15 protein-coding genes are annotated in these 16659 nt (G+C 62.5%); 12 read left to right on the top strand and 3 right to left on the bottom strand.

The window, feature by feature from the left end; translation table 11 throughout:
- Nucleotides 1-11: 11 nt before the first annotated feature.
- The 7 genes from MRS60_RS34570 to MRS60_RS34540 all read left to right on the top strand — a co-directional run bounded on the left by MRS60_RS34570 (nt 12) and on the right by MRS60_RS34540 (nt 7144).
- Nucleotides 12-299: a DUF6881 domain-containing protein gene (locus tag MRS60_RS34570; protein WP_243567445.1), complete on the top strand. Its 288-nt coding sequence runs from the start codon at nt 12-14 to the stop codon at nt 297-299.
- Between the two features lie 150 nt (nt 300-449).
- Nucleotides 450-2444 carry a filamentous hemagglutinin N-terminal domain-containing protein gene (locus MRS60_RS34565; RefSeq protein WP_243567072.1) on the top strand — a complete coding sequence of 665 codons (1995 nt, stop codon included), beginning with the start codon at nt 450-452 and terminating at the stop codon, nt 2442-2444.
- Nucleotides 2445-2584: 140 nt separating this feature from the next.
- Nucleotides 2585-4384: a ShlB/FhaC/HecB family hemolysin secretion/activation protein gene (locus MRS60_RS34560; RefSeq protein WP_243567444.1), complete on the top strand. Its 1800-nt coding sequence runs from the start codon at nt 2585-2587 to the stop codon at nt 4382-4384.
- Nucleotides 4385-4468: 84 nt separating this feature from the next.
- On the top strand, nt 4469-5311 hold the full coding sequence (locus MRS60_RS34555) for a peptidylprolyl isomerase (protein WP_217589080.1): 843 nt from the start codon (nt 4469-4471) through the stop codon (nt 5309-5311).
- Between the two features lie 53 nt (nt 5312-5364).
- Nucleotides 5365-6495: a hypothetical protein gene (locus MRS60_RS34550; protein ID WP_243567071.1), complete on the top strand. Its 1131-nt coding sequence runs from the start codon at nt 5365-5367 to the stop codon at nt 6493-6495.
- Nucleotides 6496-6522: 27 nt separating this feature from the next.
- The gene (locus MRS60_RS34545) at nt 6523-6780 is read left to right on the top strand and encodes a hypothetical protein (RefSeq protein WP_217589084.1); all 258 of its coding nucleotides are present in this window, start codon (nt 6523-6525) and stop codon (nt 6778-6780) included.
- Nucleotides 6781-6841: 61 nt separating this feature from the next.
- Nucleotides 6842-7144 carry a hypothetical protein gene (locus tag MRS60_RS34540; RefSeq protein WP_217589085.1) on the top strand — a complete coding sequence of 101 codons (303 nt, stop codon included), beginning with the start codon at nt 6842-6844 and terminating at the stop codon, nt 7142-7144.
- A 115-nt stretch (nt 7145-7259) separates the two neighbouring features.
- On the opposite strand, the gene MRS60_RS34535 is transcribed toward MRS60_RS34540, so the two are convergent.
- On the bottom strand, nt 7260-7925 hold the full coding sequence (locus tag MRS60_RS34535; RefSeq protein WP_217589086.1) for a TetR/AcrR family transcriptional regulator: 666 nt from the start codon (nt 7923-7925) through the stop codon (nt 7260-7262).
- 96 nt (nt 7926-8021) lie between these two features.
- Here MRS60_RS34535 and MRS60_RS34530 point away from each other — a divergent pair, with 96 nt between their 5' ends.
- Both MRS60_RS34530 and MRS60_RS34525 read left to right on the top strand, forming a co-directional pair.
- Entirely contained in the window at nt 8022-8846 is an 825-nt protein-coding gene (locus MRS60_RS34530) for an NmrA family transcriptional regulator (RefSeq protein ID WP_243567069.1), read from the top strand.
- Between the two features lie 2 nt (nt 8847-8848).
- The gene (locus tag MRS60_RS34525; protein ID WP_243567067.1) at nt 8849-9334 is read left to right on the top strand and encodes a DUF1772 domain-containing protein; all 486 of its coding nucleotides are present in this window, start codon (nt 8849-8851) and stop codon (nt 9332-9334) included.
- Between the two features lie 284 nt (nt 9335-9618).
- Here the strand turns inward: MRS60_RS34525 and MRS60_RS34520 are convergent, their stop codons facing one another.
- Together MRS60_RS34520 and MRS60_RS34515 are read right to left on the bottom strand one after the other, a co-directional pair.
- Nucleotides 9619-10200: a hypothetical protein gene (locus MRS60_RS34520; RefSeq protein ID WP_243567065.1), complete on the bottom strand. Its 582-nt coding sequence runs from the start codon at nt 10198-10200 to the stop codon at nt 9619-9621.
- Nucleotides 10201-10231: 31 nt separating this feature from the next.
- On the bottom strand, nt 10232-10822 hold the full coding sequence (locus tag MRS60_RS34515) for a dimethylsulfoniopropionate lyase (RefSeq protein WP_175748090.1): 591 nt from the start codon (nt 10820-10822) through the stop codon (nt 10232-10234).
- Nucleotides 10823-11379: 557 nt separating this feature from the next.
- Here MRS60_RS34515 and MRS60_RS34510 point away from each other — a divergent pair.
- The 3 genes from MRS60_RS34510 to MRS60_RS34500 all read left to right on the top strand — a co-directional run bounded on the left by MRS60_RS34510 (nt 11380) and on the right by MRS60_RS34500 (nt 16655).
- Nucleotides 11380-14835, top strand: a complete 3456-nt coding sequence (locus MRS60_RS34510; RefSeq protein WP_243567063.1) for an adenylate/guanylate cyclase domain-containing protein — start codon at nt 11380-11382, stop codon at nt 14833-14835.
- 92 nt (nt 14836-14927) lie between these two features.
- Nucleotides 14928-15977 (top strand): patatin-like phospholipase family protein, encoded by a 1050-nt coding sequence (locus MRS60_RS34505; RefSeq protein WP_243567061.1) that lies wholly within the window; start codon nt 14928-14930, stop codon nt 15975-15977.
- A 138-nt stretch (nt 15978-16115) separates the two neighbouring features.
- Nucleotides 16116-16655, top strand: a complete 540-nt coding sequence (locus MRS60_RS34500) for a hypothetical protein (RefSeq protein WP_175748368.1) — start codon at nt 16116-16118, stop codon at nt 16653-16655.
- Nucleotides 16656-16659: the final 4 nt, after the last annotated feature.

Genomic DNA, 16659 nt, shown 5'->3' with positions numbered 1-16659 from the left:
AAAGGAACGTGATGATGTACATCCGCGTTAAATGGATCCATACGATTCCATCCGAACCAGTATGGATCTACAGCGAACTCGACTCCAGCAGGTGGGAGCTCAGAAAGGTGGAAGTTTACGCAGACGGAAAGATGGGATTCGCTGATCAAGACAAATCCGTTGGGGGTTCATCCTTAAGTATCGAACCGCTGCCGTCCGTGGCGGAGATTAAGGTTGACCCTCGGTTTGAGCCAGTCGAAATCGCCAAGGAAGAATTCGAAGCTGTATGGGATGCCGCGATATTAAAGCATCGCAACTAGAAAGCCTCTGCTGAAGCGTCACATTTTTCGAGAAATTTCAGCTGTTGCCTCGTTTCCCCATGCAAATAGCGAGCGAAATAGAACTATCAAAATTGATTCGAGGTTGGGATGCGGAACGACAAATTTCGGTGCGGCTTGGCGTTAGTGTGGATGGCATTTCCATACACTGTCTATGCTGGCGTGATAGCCGCTGACGGGCACACGGCAACAACCGTGTCAACCGGCGCTGGCGGGCCTCAAACGGTCAACATCGCACCTGCAATTGGCGGTGTTTCGAACAACACCTACTCGTCCTTCAACGTCTCGAAAGCCGGCGCCGACTTGAACAACGTTGGCGTCAACGCGCGCACGATCGTCAACCAGGTCACCAGCACGAATCCGTCGCTGATCCAGGGCAACATCAACGTCCTCGGTCCGCGCGCGAACGTCATCCTGGCGAATCCGAACGGAGTGACGGTCGATGGCGGCAGCTTCACGAACACCGGGCACGTCGTGCTGTCGACAGGGCAGGTGAGCTTCAACGACCTCACGCTCGCCCCCGGCGTCGTGCAGCGCAACGTCGTGCTCACGACCGACCGCGGCGCAATCACGATCGGCCGCGGCGGGTTATCCGGTACGCTGGTCAACCTCGACCTGATCGCGAAGCAGTTGAGCATCAACGGCCCGGTCACCAACGATTTCACCAGCTCCACGAGCGGCATCCGCGCGATCGCCGGCGACAGCACGGCTACCTACGACACCGGCTTTTCTCCCTCTGACAACGGCCACGACTGGCTGATCGGCACCTCATCGCCGGGTACAAAAAGCAACGCCGTCGCGGTCGATATCACGGCGGCTGGCGGCCTGACGGCCGGCCGCGTCCAGTTGATCGTCACCGACCAGGGCGCGGGGGTGCATAGCCTCGGCAAAATCTACGCGAACGCCGGCGACGTCGTCGTCACCGCGAACGGCGACATCGCGCTCGCGGACGGCTCCCTGAAGGCAGAACGCGACGTCGCGCTCACGACGCCCGGCACCGTTTCGCTGCAGGGCGCACAGGTGACCGCGGCGAACAACGTGAACGTTCAGGCCGGCAATATCGCGCTGTCCGACGACACCACCGGCCCGACGACGCTGAGCGCAGGCAACACGGTCAACCTGACAAGTAGCGGCACGATCACCAACACCGGCAGCCTGATTCAGGCGGGCACCACTGCGAGCGACGGCACCACGACCGGCGGCGACGTAATCCTCAACGCCGCAGGCGACATCACGAACCGCTCGAGCGCGAACAACCTCGGGATCATGTTTGCCGCCAACGGGCAGACGAAGCTGACGGCCGGCGGCAACATCATCAACGACAACGCCCGCATCCTGTCGAACGACGCAGTGAACCTCACCGCGGCCGGCGACGTGCAGAACATCATCGACCATACGGGCGGCACCAACGGCGGCCAGCCCACTGCGTATTCAGACCGCGGCGGCAGCTTCCTGTTCTTCACGCATACGACGAGCGGCTTCAACATCGACTACGGGACGGTCAGCAGCCCGGACCAGCTCGCCTATATCGCCGCCGTGCACGGCCCGGTGACGATCTCGAGCCGCAACTTCACGAATTCCGGCGGGATCGTTCAATCGAACGACGGCGACGTGAACATCACCGCGCAGAACGCCTTCACCAACGCCGCGGTTTTCACGGGACAGGCGAGCTATACGCGCAGTTGCTGGATCTTCTGCCACGCCGACGCGTCGAGCAACGTCACGCCGTACGGCGGCACGATCCAGGCGGGCGGCAACATCGGCATCAAGGCCGGCACGGTCGCTCGCAACGTCGGCGGAAACGTCTTCGCGACCGGCGATATCAAGGTCGACGCACCCATCACGTACGCACAGGGCGTGACCGGTTACTCGGCAATCAACCAGCACCGCGGCTTCAAGGCGTTCTTCGGCAGCACGTGGGCGCAGATCATCGCGATGGACATCGGCGGCGGCTTCACCGCCAATGGCAGCGTGACGCTGACGGGCGAAGGCGTGATCGACGGCGGCTCGTTCAGCGGCGGGAAGGGCATCACGGCGTCCGGCGGCATCACGACTGTACGCGCTCCCTCGCGCACGCCCGTCCAGATCGACCAGCATCTGGGCCTGACGACGTGGTGGTGGCGCTGAAGCATGAACTATCGAACAAAAAATCGACTCGGGCTGGCCGTCATCGCCTTCGTCGCTCTCGTGATCGTCTTGGTCGCTGCAAAGAGCGACGCGATCGGAACGGCCACGTCGACGCTCGAGCACCTGCACGCACAATAACGATGAAACCACGCGTATTCCCCCGACTGAAGCTGCCGCTGCTGGTCGCGAGCCTCGCTGCATTCCATGTGCCGGCGCACGCGCAGACTCCGCCCCCGGCCGCCCGCCCCGTGCAGGATCCGGCGCAGCTGATCATCGAGCAGCAGCGCGAGCAGGCGCGCCAGCGTCAACTCGAACAGCCGCCGGCCTCGATTACAGTTGCGCCGACGTCGGAAACGACGCTCGACATTCCGCCGGACACGCCGGTCAATGCGATCACCGAATCCGGTCCGACCTTTGCCGTGAAGCAGATCACGCTACAGGCGTCCGACGGCAGTTCGTTCGAGCCGCCGAGCGGTGTGTCCGGTAAAAGGCTCGACGCAGTCGTCGCACCGTTCGTCGGTCAGGACCTCGGTTCGCATCGCATCAACGTTCTGTTGAAGAGGATTACCGACGTATTCGTCGAACGGGGTTTCGTTACGACGCGTGCACTGCTCGGCCCGCAGAATCTTGCCACCGGCACACTGAAGATCACGATCCAGGTCGGTTCAATTGAAGCGTTCACGATCAATGGCAAACCGGTTCACCGGCTCAAGCCCGGCGAGTCGTCGGCGGGCGGCGGCTGGATCACGGACGCCGGCTACGAAAACGCATTCCCAGCGACGTCTGGCGATCCGCTGCGCCTGTCCGACATCGACCAGGGCGTCGCGCAGATCAACCGTCTGCGCCGCAACCAGGCGACGGTCCAGATCCTGCCCGGCCAGAATCCGGGCGAATCGATCGTCGACATCGGCAACAAACCGGGTGATCGCCTCTACTACACGCTCGGCGTAGACAACTACGGCAGTTCGGCCACGGGTGTCACGCGTTACCGGGCTGGCGTCGAAGCCGACAACCTGCTCGGCCTGCAGGAATCGCTGAGCGTGAACTTCCTCGACAGCCTCGACAGTAATGCGATCGTCGGTTCGTTCGCGGTGCCGTTCGGCCGCCATACGTTCAGCTACACGATTTCCGATTCGGAATACCAGCAGGTGATCGGCACGACTGCGCTCGAATACGGCCGCACGCTGTCGCACATCTTCGGCTGGAATTATCTGGTTGGACGCAGCGTGAGCGATATCACCAGCGTAGACACCACGTTGTCGTGGCGTCGCACTGACCGGGAAGTCAACGGCATTGATCTCGATCCGCAGCGCGTCGCGGTGTTGCGCGTCGGTGGCAACTGGCTGCACAAGTTCGTGATGAACGACGCGCAAGGTAATTTCACGGTCAACGGCGGCGTATCGCAAGGTCTGCCGTGGTTCGGTGCGAACCACGATCCGCACGGCATCACGCGCGACGAAGCGCACAGCCAGTTCACGAAGGTGGATGCCACTGCTGCATTCACGCTGCCGTTGCCGAAGGTCGGGCGTGCGCTGCTCGCATATCGGGGCGTATTGAGCGGGCAGTACACGAACATGGCGCTGTTCGGTTCAGAGCAGCTGTACCTCGGAGGCATGGATACCGTCCGGGGGTTCCGTTCGGGCGAGATCGCCGGCGATCGTGGTTTCTACTCGCGCAACGAGCTTGCCTGGGTGAACGCGCCGGCGTGGAAGGACGGCCGGATCGAGCCGTACGTGTTCTTCGACGCAGGCAAGGCGAGCCTCGTCGCCGCGTCGGGTTTCCCGACGCTGGCCGGAGCTGGCGCGGGGGTGCGCGCGCAATGGCAGTGGCACAAGCAATTTCTGTCCGGCGAGTTGCTGGTCGGGCGTGCGCTGACGCAACCGGCCGCGCTCGGCTCGAAGGCGACGCTCGTGTTGGCCACGATGAACTGGAATTATTGATCGACGCGTACCGATCGCTCGCGGAGCGGTCGCATATGGGCGAAGACATGTCTTCGCGCCTTTCCATTCGAAGACGGAACGAAGATGAAAACGAAACTGATGCCTGCGCTGATCGCAATGTCGCTTGCCGGTGCACTGACCGGTACCGCATCCGCGCAAACGACGGCTGCATCGCAGCAGCCGACCACTGTTGCGACGGTGAACGGGACGGCGATCACGCAGGCGGAACTCGACGCCGTGTTGCGGGTCTCGAGGCAGCCGGACACGCCGCAGGTGCGTCAGGCGATCAAGAATCAATTGATTGCGCGCGTGTTGATCCAGCAGGCAGCCGAGAAGGCGAACTACGGCAGCAAGCCGGAAGTCCAAGCGGCGATGCAGGTGGCGAAGGCGAATGCCGAGACCCAGCTCTATCTGAAAGACAACGTGAAACCCGACCCGGTGACGGACGCGCAGGTGAAGTCGCGCTACGACGAGATCGTCGCGTCGCTCGGGAAGGACGAATACAAGCCGCGGCTGATCGTCGTTCAGGATGCGGCGACGGCCGCGACCGTGCTGAGCGAGTTGAAGGCGGGAAAATCGTTTGAAGGTCTTGCCCGCCAGTACAGCATCGCGCCGAGCCGCGGGACCGGCGGCGAGTTGCCGTGGACGAGCTTCAAGGCGCCGGCGACGGAGGGCAAGACGTCCGGTTTGCCGGTCGCGATCGCGCAGACGCTCGAAAAGCTGCCCGTGGGCGCAGTCACGCCCTCATCGATCCCGATCGATGGTGCACGAGCCATCGTGAAGCTCGATGCAAAGCGGCCGACGCAGGTGCCGTCGTTCCCGCAAGCACAGGCAACGATCCGCCAGCAACTGGAGGCGCTTGCACTGGAAAAGGCGAGTGCGCAGTTCGTTGGTGGACTGTTGAAGAACGCGACGATCCAGCAGTAGGCGAAACCGTTGCTATAGCGCAAGAGTCGGTCGGTGATGCGGCGCTGCCGCGATTGCCGGCGGCCTGCTTCCGAACCACACTGCAAGCCGTCCGCGCGTCGAAGCGGGAAAACGGCAGACCGAGTACGCCGAGCCAGCCCGGGGAATTCAATGAGAAGAGGCGAATCATCGAACTCGTCCAGATCCTCAGCCGGTACTTCTGGCTGATTGCCATCGTGTTCAGCACGGTACAGTACGTGCGTTGTTCACGCCGCCGCGTGTCGACGCTTCGGAGCGATGCGCTTCGCGATCAGGCGCGCGCCTACGGCCGCGCTCTTTTCGGTTTGCAGATCTTGCCGTGGATCGTGATGGGCGGCGGCATATTGTCCGGGCGGGCTCATGATGTCTGGGATTTTCTGAGACCGTCGAACGGCAACGCGCCGGTGATGGTGTTTTTTGGCGTCATGGTGGCCACGGCATGGGGGCTCGCGTGTTGGATTTTCACCGGCGGCGCAAAGAAAGTCGTCGAGTTGCAGTTGATGGATCAGTTCGGCTATCGGTACGAGAATGTCACGGAGCGTATGGTCAAGATCATGGCGATCGCCATGAGCATTGGGGTGGTGGCATTTTCGATAGGCTGCATTGCGATAAGCGGCACGGGTCAACGCAATCCCCTGATGGCTTTGACTTCCGATGTATCGTTGGCAGTATCCAGCGACGGCTATCGGATCGTATTCGACTACGCCAACAGTGGGTTTTCGAACTGGGCGTTCCCCGCATACGGCTTGTGCTTCGTGGCGGTTGGTGCCGTGTTTGTCTGCTTTCGCAACGATCTGCCGGTACAGGGGCCTGCCTTCATGCGCAAGGTCTTCCCGTTCGTCTGGCTGGGTTTTGCGATACTCTGGACAGCCATTGCCTTCGGAAGCACGTATGCCACGGCACATCGTCTTCAGAGCGCGATCGCCGCCGGCGAGGTTCGCGTGGTGGAGGGCGAGGTAAGCGCCTTTGAACCCAAGGCTTATGGCGGGCACGCGATGGAGCGATTCTGTGTCAAACAGGCATGCTTCTCGTACTCCGACTATGTGATTACGGGAGGCTTCAACAACACCGCATCGCATGGCGGACCGATCCGCGCCGGCTTGCCGGTCAGGGTCGGTTATGTTGACGACGTCATCGTGAAGCTCGAAGTTGCAACTGGAAAGTAAGAGATAACGCGTTCGAATTTCGACCCTATGAAAATTACAACGGGTCTTTTCATGCAGTATGCCGTCGGCATGCGGTTCCTGACCGGTAACGGTCTGCCGAGAGACAGAGCCATCGGCGCAGCGTGGATCGCGCGTTCGCGCGCGAGCTTCGATGCCATATCAGGTCTGGGGCGGTATGGCGCTGCTGCGGCGCTCGTCGAGGCGAGAATGGCTCAACGGCTGGATGACGGGGAAAAACAGCGTACCGCTGATATTGCCGAGAATTTGATCTCGACATTACCGTGAACATCGCCGGATACAGAGAACTGGATGATGCGTCGGGGATAATGGTTGGACGATCAGGACAATGAAAAATACCTTCAAGAACGCCTGGAACGGGGAAGAACGTTTGTGGAAAGTCTGGTGGCTGATTGGCGCACCGCTTAATCTGCTGTTTATCCCCTTGCTGGCGCTGATTCTGGGATCGAATTTTCCGGCACCGCTGCGTCTCGCGGCATTCGTCATTTACATCGTGCCGTTTTGTGCATGGATTCGTTCCGCATGGATGTGCGCGCCGAATGTCGAGAATCGCATCTGGACGATCCTCGCACGCGCCGTCATCGTCTATCGCATCGGTTCGCTCGGATATGTCCTATTCAATTTGAATTGATCGCATGACATCCCCGTGCTGCCGCATTCCGCATCTGGAGGCGGCGCATGAACATGATTTCGCTTGAAAGCGCGATCCATCGCACGATGGACAACTGCGTGCAGCGTGCCTGCCGTTACGCGTCCAGCACCGCCAGATCCCGCGGCAACATGCGCTTGAACATCGCGAGGATCTGCCGCGACGCCTTCGGCGGCAGCGTGATCGCGTGGCGCACGGCCGCTGCGATCTGGATCATCATCAGCTCGGCGAACGCGCGCCGCTGCGCGCGTGTCGTGTCGGGCGCCACGTCTCCCAACGCATCCGCGAACAGCGCGGCCAGGAACTCGCCGTCCGCCCGGTCGAGTTCCTGCAGCGCGCGGTCGGCCTGCGTCGCGCGCCAGATGTCGCGCATCAGCGGCTCGTCGACGAACATCCGGTAGTAGCTGTCCGTGATGCGCGCGAGCGTGCCGTGCAGGTCGTCGAGCGTCTTCATCGCGGCGAGATCGCGCCGCACGCAGTCGTGCCCGACGGCGTTGTAGCGCTCCGCGAGCGTGCCGATCACGGCAGACTTGTCCGGAAAGTACTGGTACAGCGAACCGAACGAGATGCCCGTGCGTTCGACGATGTCGCTCATCCGGAACGCGTCGCAGCCTTTCTCGATCATCACGTCCGACGCGCACGCGAGGATGCGCTCGAACCGCTCGCGGCTGCGCTGCTGCGTCGGCACGAGCCGCGCGCGCGCCGGCGCGTCCGCTGCCGCCGCTTCGGGCTCGTCGTTCTGCCCCGATTTTTGTCGGCCCATGCCGCCTCCGGAAAACTTGACGTTGCAAATGCGAGAGTCTATCGTGTTTTTCAAACGCGAGACATTCTCGCATTCAAGAGAGAAAAGGAGACGCACATGTCGGCACTTCCCATCCTCATCGTCGGCGGCTCGGGCAAGACGGGCGCCCGCGTCGATGCACGGCTGCGCGCACGCGGCATCGCTACCCGGCCCGTGTCGCGCACGTCGGCCGTCCGCTTCGACTGGACCGAGCCCGCGACCTGGCCCGCCGTGCTCGACGGCGTGTCGGCCGCGTACGTGACCTACCAGCCCGACATCGCCGTCGAAGGCGCGGTGGAAGCGATCGCTGCATTCGCACGGCTCGCGCGTGAAAGCGGCGTCGAGCGGGTGGTGCTGCTGTCCGGGCGCGGCGAGCCCCGCGCGCAGGCCGCCGAGGCCGCGCTGCAGGCGTCGGGCGTGGGCTGGGGTGTGGTGCGCGCGAGCTGGTTCAACCAGAACTTCTCCGAGGGCTACCTGCTCGACGGCGTGCTGGCCGGCGAGGTCGCGCTGCCGGCCGGTGCGGTGCGCGAGCCGTTCGTCGATTCGGACGACATCGCGGACGTGGCCGTGGCCGCGCTCACCGATGCCCGGTGCGAGGATCGCGTGATCGAGGTCACGGGCCCGCGCGCACTGGCGTTCGCCGAAGCCGTCGGCGAAATCGCGCGGGCCGCCGGCCGGCCGATCGTGTATCGCGAGATTCCGCCCGATGCGTTCGTCGCGGGGCTGCGCGCGGTCGGCGTGCCGGAGCCGGTCGTCGAGTTGCTCGACGAATTGTTCGGCACGGTGCTCGACGGGCGTAACAGCGCGGTGGCGCACGGCATCGACGACACGCTCGGGCGGCCGGCGCGCGATTTCGCCGACTATGCGCGTGCGACGGCCGCAACCGGCGTGTGGAGCGCGTGACCATGATCGCTTTCGCGACTTCCGCATTGCTGTGGGGTTTGGCCATCGGCTGCGGGCTGATGGCCGGCGTGTACTTCGCGTTCTCGACGTTCGTGATGACGTCGCTCGGACGGATCGCGCCGCAGGCCGGCGCGGCCGCGATGAATGCGATCAACGTCGACATCGTGCGTTCGCCGTTCATGCCGCTGTTCCTCGGCACGACGCTGATGGCGCTCGCGCTGGCCGTGCTCGCGCTGTTCGATCGCGATCGGCCGGGCGCGATGGCGGCGCTCGCGGGCGGCGTGCTCTACGTGTTCGGCATGTTCGCGGTGACGATGGCCGTCAACGTGCCGCTCAACGATGCGCTCGCCGCGGCCGATCCGGCGACCGCGCAAGGCGCGGCGCTGTGGACGCGCTACGTGCACGACTGGACGATGTGGAATCACGTGCGCACGGTGGCGTCGGCGGCCGCGTGCGTGTTTTTTATCGCGGGGATTGCGGCGCGGTAGTGTCGCGCTGGGCACGATGACGTTCCGATTCGCGCCGCGGTTCGAACGGCCGCTGCCTGATGTCGCGCAAGCCGTGCCGGAAGCGAAAACACCGGCGGCCTGCATGGCCGATGAAGGACGCCGGGAATCGGGGCCCGCGATACAGCGATTTCGTTTTCTTCATCCCGGCGTCCTGGACTCGCCGACGTGACAAGTGCCATGGAAGCTGCATATATTTCAGGTTTTCCGGAAATTTATTTTAATAAGACCCCCGGTTGCCGGAAGGAATGCAGCCCGGCCGACTTTTAGCTGATCGAGCCGATGACGACGAAGCTGAAATTCCGGTCGGTATATTTTCCGTTTGCGTCGCCGGTTTGAATCGTGGCTCCGCTGCCGGAAAGTGCCGGAAAGATCACGTTGTCCAGCGTGTTTTGTCCGCCGCCGTATCCCCATTGCGAGCCGACGATCGCGGGCGTTTTGATGAATGCGGTATTGAACGAGAGCTGGTACGTGCCGGTGCTTTCGCGTTTCACGGCGAATCCGCCCGAGCCATCCACGACCGTGCCGTTGCCCTGCACGCTGCCCCACAGTGTAACTTGAGCCATGATCGTTTCTCCTTCGCTATTTTTCTGAAACAATATCGGGAATTGAAACGGAATGTCGATCGTGTGTGGTCGGGATTCCCCGGATCGACAGCTGTATTGTATGTGATGGATTTTTAAAGTCAGGATCGACGGTAAATAATTTATTCTGGTTTCTATTTTAAATAAATCGAATTTGTAATGAGTGGCGCGAATTGTTGCGAAATATCGGCGCGTGGCGTCGGCAACCGATAAAAGCCCGCATTTATCGGGCGCGGGCCGTGGTATGCCGATCGCGGCGGGCAATCCGCGAGCGGCTGCGAACCCGACGCCCGGCTCAAGGCAAGAGGCACCACATCGCGAGAAACGGTGCGCTGCCCGAGCGCATCGCATGCACGATATTGGGCGTGTTGTGCAGCCCGCCGCCGATGCCCGGATCGAACCACGCGCCATCCCGCTGGCGAAATTCGCCTGCGGACAGCAGCACGTACGCCTCTTCCGGCAGATGCTGGTGATCGGGGTAGCGGGTAAAGGGCGCGATCAACGAAAACCCCAGTTGAACGTCGTAACGGCTCTCCATCCCGCCCGGCCCGCAGATCATCCCGTTCACATGCTTCTCGACGTAATCTTCGCTCCCGTTCAACCCCGACGTTCGTCGTTGCCAGCCCAGCGAGGGTTCGAGCGTCTTGAGCGCGCGTGCCGCGGCGCGCAGGTCGGACGAATCGTCGAGAAGGGGCGCGAGCGCGGAATCGAGGAGGTCGCAGGCCGGATATCGTTTCGCGGCACGCATGCCGTCGTGAGACGGATGCTCGAGGCGAGCGAAAACTTGTGCCGCTGCGTGGCGGGCCGCATCCGGCAACCTGGGCGACTGAAACAGGGCCCGGGCGATGGCGATGAAATGTTCGAGGTCTTCGTTGCGCGTGTACATGGTGCTCCATGAATGCGGTGACGGCCGTGTCGCATGCGTTGCGACGCGTTGAGTGCGTGGCGATTTCCCGTGAATGCCATTGCACGCTCTCGGGCGTTGCCCTCGGCCCGAATCATAGGCCAGGCGCGTCATGTCCGGCACGGCTGCCGTATCGCGTTCGGAAAGTCGATGCGGAAACGGGCGGCTTTTCAGGATTTTCCCTTGATCCCGCGCTGTGTCGCGCTCGGGCGGAAAGCGCTCGTGCAGCAGCACCTCTCTCGCCGCGAAGCTCCGCCGCTATTGGCGTTGCGCGCCGGTCGGCACGCCGTCCGGGCGCCATCTCAACCCGTTGATCGACAGCGGCGCCGAATGCGGGCGTTCGGCCATGCGCCGATCGTCGAGTGTCGCATGCCGCGCCTTTCGAACTGGCGCTGACGTTTCTCGACCACCGCATCGACTACCGTCGAGCCGTTGGTTTCTTCTCTTGTCGGCATGCATGATCACGCCCGCCGGCCTGAATACGCGCAGATAGTGGCGCATAATGTTTCGATATCGACCCTTGGCAGGAAGAGGGTTTTATGCGCTGCACAACATGCGGATCCGAGAATCCTCCCGGTGCGAGGGTCTGCCAGGAGTGTCAGGCCGTGCTGCCCCGCACTTGTCCGCAATGCGGACATGAGGCCGAGCCGGCAGCCCGCTTCTGCAGCAATTGCGGGGCGTCGCTGGCTACACCCGCCGCCGCGCCGTCGTTTTCTCGACCATCGGATCGGGAGCCGCCGCCAACCCCCATTCATTACACGCCCGATCATCTTGCCGAGCGGATCCGTGCCGAACACGCGGCCATGGAAGCGCGCGGCGAGCCCGCCGGCGAGCGCAAGACCGTTACCGCGCTGTTTGCCGACATGGCCGGGTCGACCGCGTTGATCCACGATCTCGATCCCGAAGTGGCGCATCGCTTGATCGTGCCCGTGGTCAAGCTGATGATGGAAGCGGTCCACTACTACGAAGGGTACGTAGCGAAATCGCTCGGCGATGGCATCCTCGCGCTGTTCGGCGCACCGATCGCCCACGAAGATCATGCGCAGCGAGCGCTTTTCGCGGCATTGCGCATGCAGCAGGCGATGCGGCAGCACGGCGACCGCATTCGTCTGCAGGAAGGCATTCCTCTGCAAATTCGCGTTGGCGTTCATACGGGCGAGGTCGTCGTCCGTTCCATCCGCACCGACGACTTGCATACCGAATACGATCCGCTCGGGCATACGATCCACATCGCGTCGCGGATCGAGGGAATTGCCACGCCCACGTCGATTCTCGTCAGCGAGTCCACCCATAAGCTGGCCGAAGGCTATTTCGAGTTCAACGCGCTGGGGGCAACGCAACTCAAGGGAATTCCCGCGCCGCTGTGCGTATACGAAGTGCTTGGCCTGGGAGCGTTGCGAACGCGCCTGCAGCTGTCGGCGCATCGCGGTCTAGCGCGTTTCGTCGGCCGTGAAACGGAAATGGGCCATCTGAACCGGGCGCTGGAGGCAATGAGGGGCGGGCATGGGCGCGTGGTCGGCGTGGTGGGGGAAGCGGGCGTCGGAAAGTCTCGCCTTTTTCACGAGTTCAAGGAGCGTTCACGGCGTGGCGCGCTGGTGCTGGAAACGTTTTCGGTCTCGCACGGCAAGGCGTTTCCCAATTTGCCGCTCATCGAACTCCTGAAGAACTATTTCCAGATCACGACGCAGGACGACGAGCGGCGCTGCCGGGAAAAGGTCATCGGCAAGGCGCTCACGCTCGAGCGCAGTTTCGAGGACCTCGTGCCCTACATCCTCTATCTGCTTGGAATCGGCGAGGGCGGGACGATACTGGTCGAGATGGATCCGCAGATCCGGCGCGACCGTACGTTCGACGCGATCAGGAATCTTCTCGCGCGAGAGAGCCGGAATCAGCCGGTCCATTTGCTGTTCGAGGATCTGCAATGGCTGGACCGTGAGACGGAAGCCTTCCTCACCTACCTGGTCGACCACGTGCCGGACGAGCGAATACTCCTGTTGGTGAACTACAGGCCCGAGTATCAGCCCGCGTGGGACCGCGCGGGTCATTGCAGCAAAATCCGTCTCGAACCGCTTGGTCCATCCGATGCTCAAGGACTGCTTACGGCGCTGCTCGGCGAAGATCGCACACTCGTGCCTCTCAAGCAGCTGATTCTGGAGAAGACGGAGGGCAACCCGTTTTTCATGGAGGAAGTGGTCCAGACGCTTGTCGAAGAGAAATCGCTGCTCGGCGATGCCGGGCATTACCGCATCGTGGAGACCCCGGCGACGCTGCACATTCCCACCACCGTGCAGGGCGTGCTGGCTGCCCGGATCGATCGGCTGCCCATCGAGGAAAAGGAACTGCTACAGGCGCTCGCCGTCATCGGCCACGAGTTTCCGTTCAGCCTGATCCGGCGAATTTGCAGCGAAGCGCCGGCGCGGGACGATGAACTGCGTCGTCTGCTCGCTCATCTGGAAGCCGCGGAGTTCATCTACGAGCGACCCGCCTTTCCCGAGGTCAATTATTCATTCAAACACGCGCTGACTCAGGAAGTGGCCGGGCGCTCGTTGCTCACGGAGCGGCGTACCACATTGCACGAGCGCACTGCGCAGGCGATCGAGGTGCTGTTCCCGACGCGCATCGCCGATTACTGCAGCGAACTTGCGCACCACTACAGTCAGAGCGGAAACATTCCCAAGGCCGTCGAATATCTGCATCGGGCAGCGCAGCAGGCGCTTCGTCATGCCGCCCACCTCGATGCAATGAATCACCTCGGAGCGGCGCTTGCGCTGCTCGAGCGTTTGCCGGATACGCCGATGCATGCGCATTGGGAACTGACGCTGCTGCTTTCCCTCGGGCCGGTCTTGATGGACGTCCGTGGGTATGGCGCGACCGAGGTGGGCGTGACATACAGGCGCGCGCTCGAGTTATGCGAGCGGACCGGCGACGCATCGCAACGCTTTGCGACGCAGTTGGGCTTGCGGATACACCATGTGGTGCGCGGCGAGTATGCAATCGCGACCGATCTGAGCAACCAGATGCTCGGTATTGCCAGGGATGCGAATGATCCGGGCTTGCTCGTGGAGGCATATGGTGCGCTGGGCGTGTGCTTTTTCCTGCAGGGCGATTTCGGCGCTGCTCGCGCAAACCTGGAACAGGCCTGTGCGATCTACGATCCGAAGCAGCATCAGGCACACGTCTTCGCGCACGGGGTGGATCCTGGTATTCGGGCGCTCAATTACCTCGTATTGACTTTGTGGTTTCAGGGCTATCCGGAACAAGCGCTCAAACGCAGCGCTGAAGCACTCACGCTCGCGCAGGGCCTTGCTTATGGGCCGTCTCTGGCGTTCAGCCTTACCTACGCAGCCCACTTGCATCAACTGCGGAGGGAGCCGGTGCTTGCCGGCGAGCGTGCCGATGCGGTCATTGCGGTATCGACCGAGCACGGATTGCCTTACTGGCTCGCGTGGGGGACGCTTCTGCGCGGCTGGGTGACGAGCGAGCAAGGAAACATCCACGACGGAATCGCGCAGATGCGGCTGGGCCTCGACGCGCAGCGGGCAGCCGGCGGCGCAGACCTGCGGCCATATTCCCTCGCGTTGCTCGCCGACAGTTACTGGCGTGCGGGCGACAAGAGGGCAGCACGAGACACGCTGGAAGAGGCAATGGCGATCGTCGAGAAATCCGGCGAGCATTGCTACGAAGCCGAGCTCTGCCGGCTCACGGGAATCTATCTGGCTGGAGAGGCGATCAAGGACGGCACTGCACCTGCACGCGATAACGAAGCCCTGGACTGTTTTCACCGAGCGATCGCGCGAGCGCGCCGGCAGGGTGCCAGGGCGCTGGAATTGCGCGCGGCGTCGGACCTTGCGAGGCTGTTGCAACGGCAGGGGAAGACCGTGGAGGCAAGGCGGGCGCTGTCCGAGGCGTACAGCTGCTTCACGGAAGGATTCGACACGAGCGACCTGCGAGAGGCGAAAGCGCTGCTGGATGCTTTGGACGCGCGCGCAGGATGAATGGACCTGCGGCGCACGACGACGTATCGCATGACGACATATCGTCCATTACCTGCCGCTGCTCCGCATGACGGAGAGCTGGGGAGACGGGCATGACAACCACGCACGCAAGACGCCGCAATGATGGACCGCGCAAACAGATCGCGCTGGCCTTGCAGGGAGGCGGGATGCACGGCGCCTTTACCTGGGGTGTGCTTGACAGTCTGCTCGAAGACAGCAGGCTAGAAATAGAGGGCGTCAGTGCAACCAGCGCCGGCGCGATGAACGCGGCTGTACTCGCATACGGGCTGCAAAAAGGCGGCGAAGACGGTGCGCGCCAGGCCCTGCACGACTTCTGGCGGGCAGTCGCGCAATCGGCGGAACGCTACAACCCGCTGCGTTGGGTGCCCTGGCTGAAGGGCACGCACAGCTTCGGGCTCGATCATTCGCCGCTGTATGCATTCGCCGACATGATGCTGCGCGTTTTTTCGCCCTATCAGTTCAATCCGAACAACCTGAACCCGCTGCGCGAAGTGCTCGAAAGCCAGGTCGATTTCGACGCGCTGCGCAAGCACTGTCCGATCCGGCTGTACCTGTGCGCAACCAATGTCGAGACGGGGAAAATACGCATCTTCACGGGACAGGATGTCAGTGCAGACGCGGTACTTGCGTCGGCATGCGTGCCGACACTGTTCCAGGCGGTCACGATCGATGGCGAGTACTACTGGGATGGCGGTTACATGGGTAATCCGGCCATCTATCCTCTCATCTACAATTGCGCGACGCGCGACGTCGTGATCGTGCACATCAATCCGCTCGTGCGCCGCGGCGTGCCGATCACGGCTGCGGAAATTCTCAACCGTATCAGCGAGATCAGTTTCAACTCGTCGCTGATGCGCGAGATGCGAGCCATCTCGTTCGTCACCGACCTGATTCGGCAAGGCACGATAAAACGCGGCGAGATGAAGGAAATGCTGATCCATTCCATTCGCGCCGACGACGCTCTGTGCACGTTGAGCGTATCGAGCAAGTACAACGCGGATTGGGGATTTCTCAGCGAACTGCATGACTACGGGCGACGCGAAGCGGATACGTGGCTCGCGCATCACTACGGAAACATCGGACAGCGGTCGAGTATCGACATCCGCAGTGAATTTCTCTGAGCGCATCGCGCTAATGTCGGTACCGGGCGATCATGCGCAGCCGTCCCGGGCCAAGGAGCGAACGTGAACCGGACGCGGGCGCGGTTCGTCGCGTTGTGGTCGTGCAGCGGCGGGACCCATGCCGAGGATGTCTATCGCATGCTGGCGCGATGCTATATGGAGCCGGCGCGCCATTACCATACGCTCACGCATGTACGACGATGTTTGCGTCATCTCGACCTGGCGCGCGACTCGATTCCCGAACCGGACGCCGTCGAGCTCGCGCTCTGGTTCCATGACGTGATTTTCGTTCCGGGCGCACAAGATAACGAGCCGCGTAGCGCGGACTGGTTCAGACGCCAGGCAGGGGAGCGAATCCGCGCGTGCGACCGTATCTGCGCGATGATTCTCGCGACGACCCACTTGGGGCTTGCCGCAGAACTGGATACCCGTTTCGTGTGCGACATCGACCTGGCAGTGCTCGGCGCTTCTCGCAGCCGGTTTCGTGAAGACGGTCGGCGCCTGCGGGCAGAGCGCCCCGATCTTGACGACCGGGCTTACGACCTTCATGAACGGACGATTCTTCGCGGGCTGCTCGCACGCCCGCGCATCTATCTGACGGATTTCTTCTACACACGCTGCGAGACGCGAGCGCGCAGAAATTTGAGCTGGCGGCTGGGCTTGCCGAGTCCGGAATAGCCAG

The organism is Burkholderia pyrrocinia (genome assembly GCF_022809715.1).
Taxonomy (GTDB): domain Bacteria; phylum Pseudomonadota; class Gammaproteobacteria; order Burkholderiales; family Burkholderiaceae; genus Burkholderia; species Burkholderia pyrrocinia_C.
The sequence above is the reverse complement of the archived record's forward strand: the minus strand, read 5'-3'. Positions and strand labels throughout refer to the sequence as shown.

What these genes read in the sequence shown, in the direction of transcription:
- MRS60_RS34570 (WP_243567445.1), top strand. Translation starts at nt 12, where the DNA reads ATGATGTACATCCGCGTTAAATGGATCCATACGATTCCATCCGAACCA.
- MRS60_RS34505 (WP_243567061.1), top strand. Translation starts at nt 14,928, where the DNA reads ATGACAACCACGCACGCAAGACGCCGCAATGATGGACCGCGCAAACAG.
- MRS60_RS34540 (WP_217589085.1), top strand. Translation starts at nt 6,842, where the DNA reads ATGAAAAATACCTTCAAGAACGCCTGGAACGGGGAAGAACGTTTGTGG.
- MRS60_RS34545 (WP_217589084.1), top strand. Translation starts at nt 6,523, where the DNA reads ATGAAAATTACAACGGGTCTTTTCATGCAGTATGCCGTCGGCATGCGG.
- MRS60_RS34565 (WP_243567072.1), top strand. Translation starts at nt 450, where the DNA reads ATGGCATTTCCATACACTGTCTATGCTGGCGTGATAGCCGCTGACGGG.
- MRS60_RS34535 (WP_217589086.1), bottom strand. Translation starts at nt 7,925, where the DNA reads ATGGGCCGACAAAAATCGGGGCAGAACGACGAGCCCGAAGCGGCGGCA.
- MRS60_RS34530 (WP_243567069.1), top strand. Translation starts at nt 8,022, where the DNA reads ATGTCGGCACTTCCCATCCTCATCGTCGGCGGCTCGGGCAAGACGGGC.
- MRS60_RS34525 (WP_243567067.1), top strand. Translation starts at nt 8,849, where the DNA reads ATGATCGCTTTCGCGACTTCCGCATTGCTGTGGGGTTTGGCCATCGGC.
- MRS60_RS34510 (WP_243567063.1), top strand. Translation starts at nt 11,380, where the DNA reads ATGCGCTGCACAACATGCGGATCCGAGAATCCTCCCGGTGCGAGGGTC.
- MRS60_RS34560 (WP_243567444.1), top strand. Translation starts at nt 2,585, where the DNA reads ATGAAACCACGCGTATTCCCCCGACTGAAGCTGCCGCTGCTGGTCGCG.
- MRS60_RS34515 (WP_175748090.1), bottom strand. Translation starts at nt 10,822, where the DNA reads ATGTACACGCGCAACGAAGACCTCGAACATTTCATCGCCATCGCCCGG.
- MRS60_RS34500 (WP_175748368.1), top strand. Translation starts at nt 16,116, where the DNA reads ATGCTGGCGCGATGCTATATGGAGCCGGCGCGCCATTACCATACGCTC.
- MRS60_RS34555 (WP_217589080.1), top strand. Translation starts at nt 4,469, where the DNA reads ATGAAAACGAAACTGATGCCTGCGCTGATCGCAATGTCGCTTGCCGGT.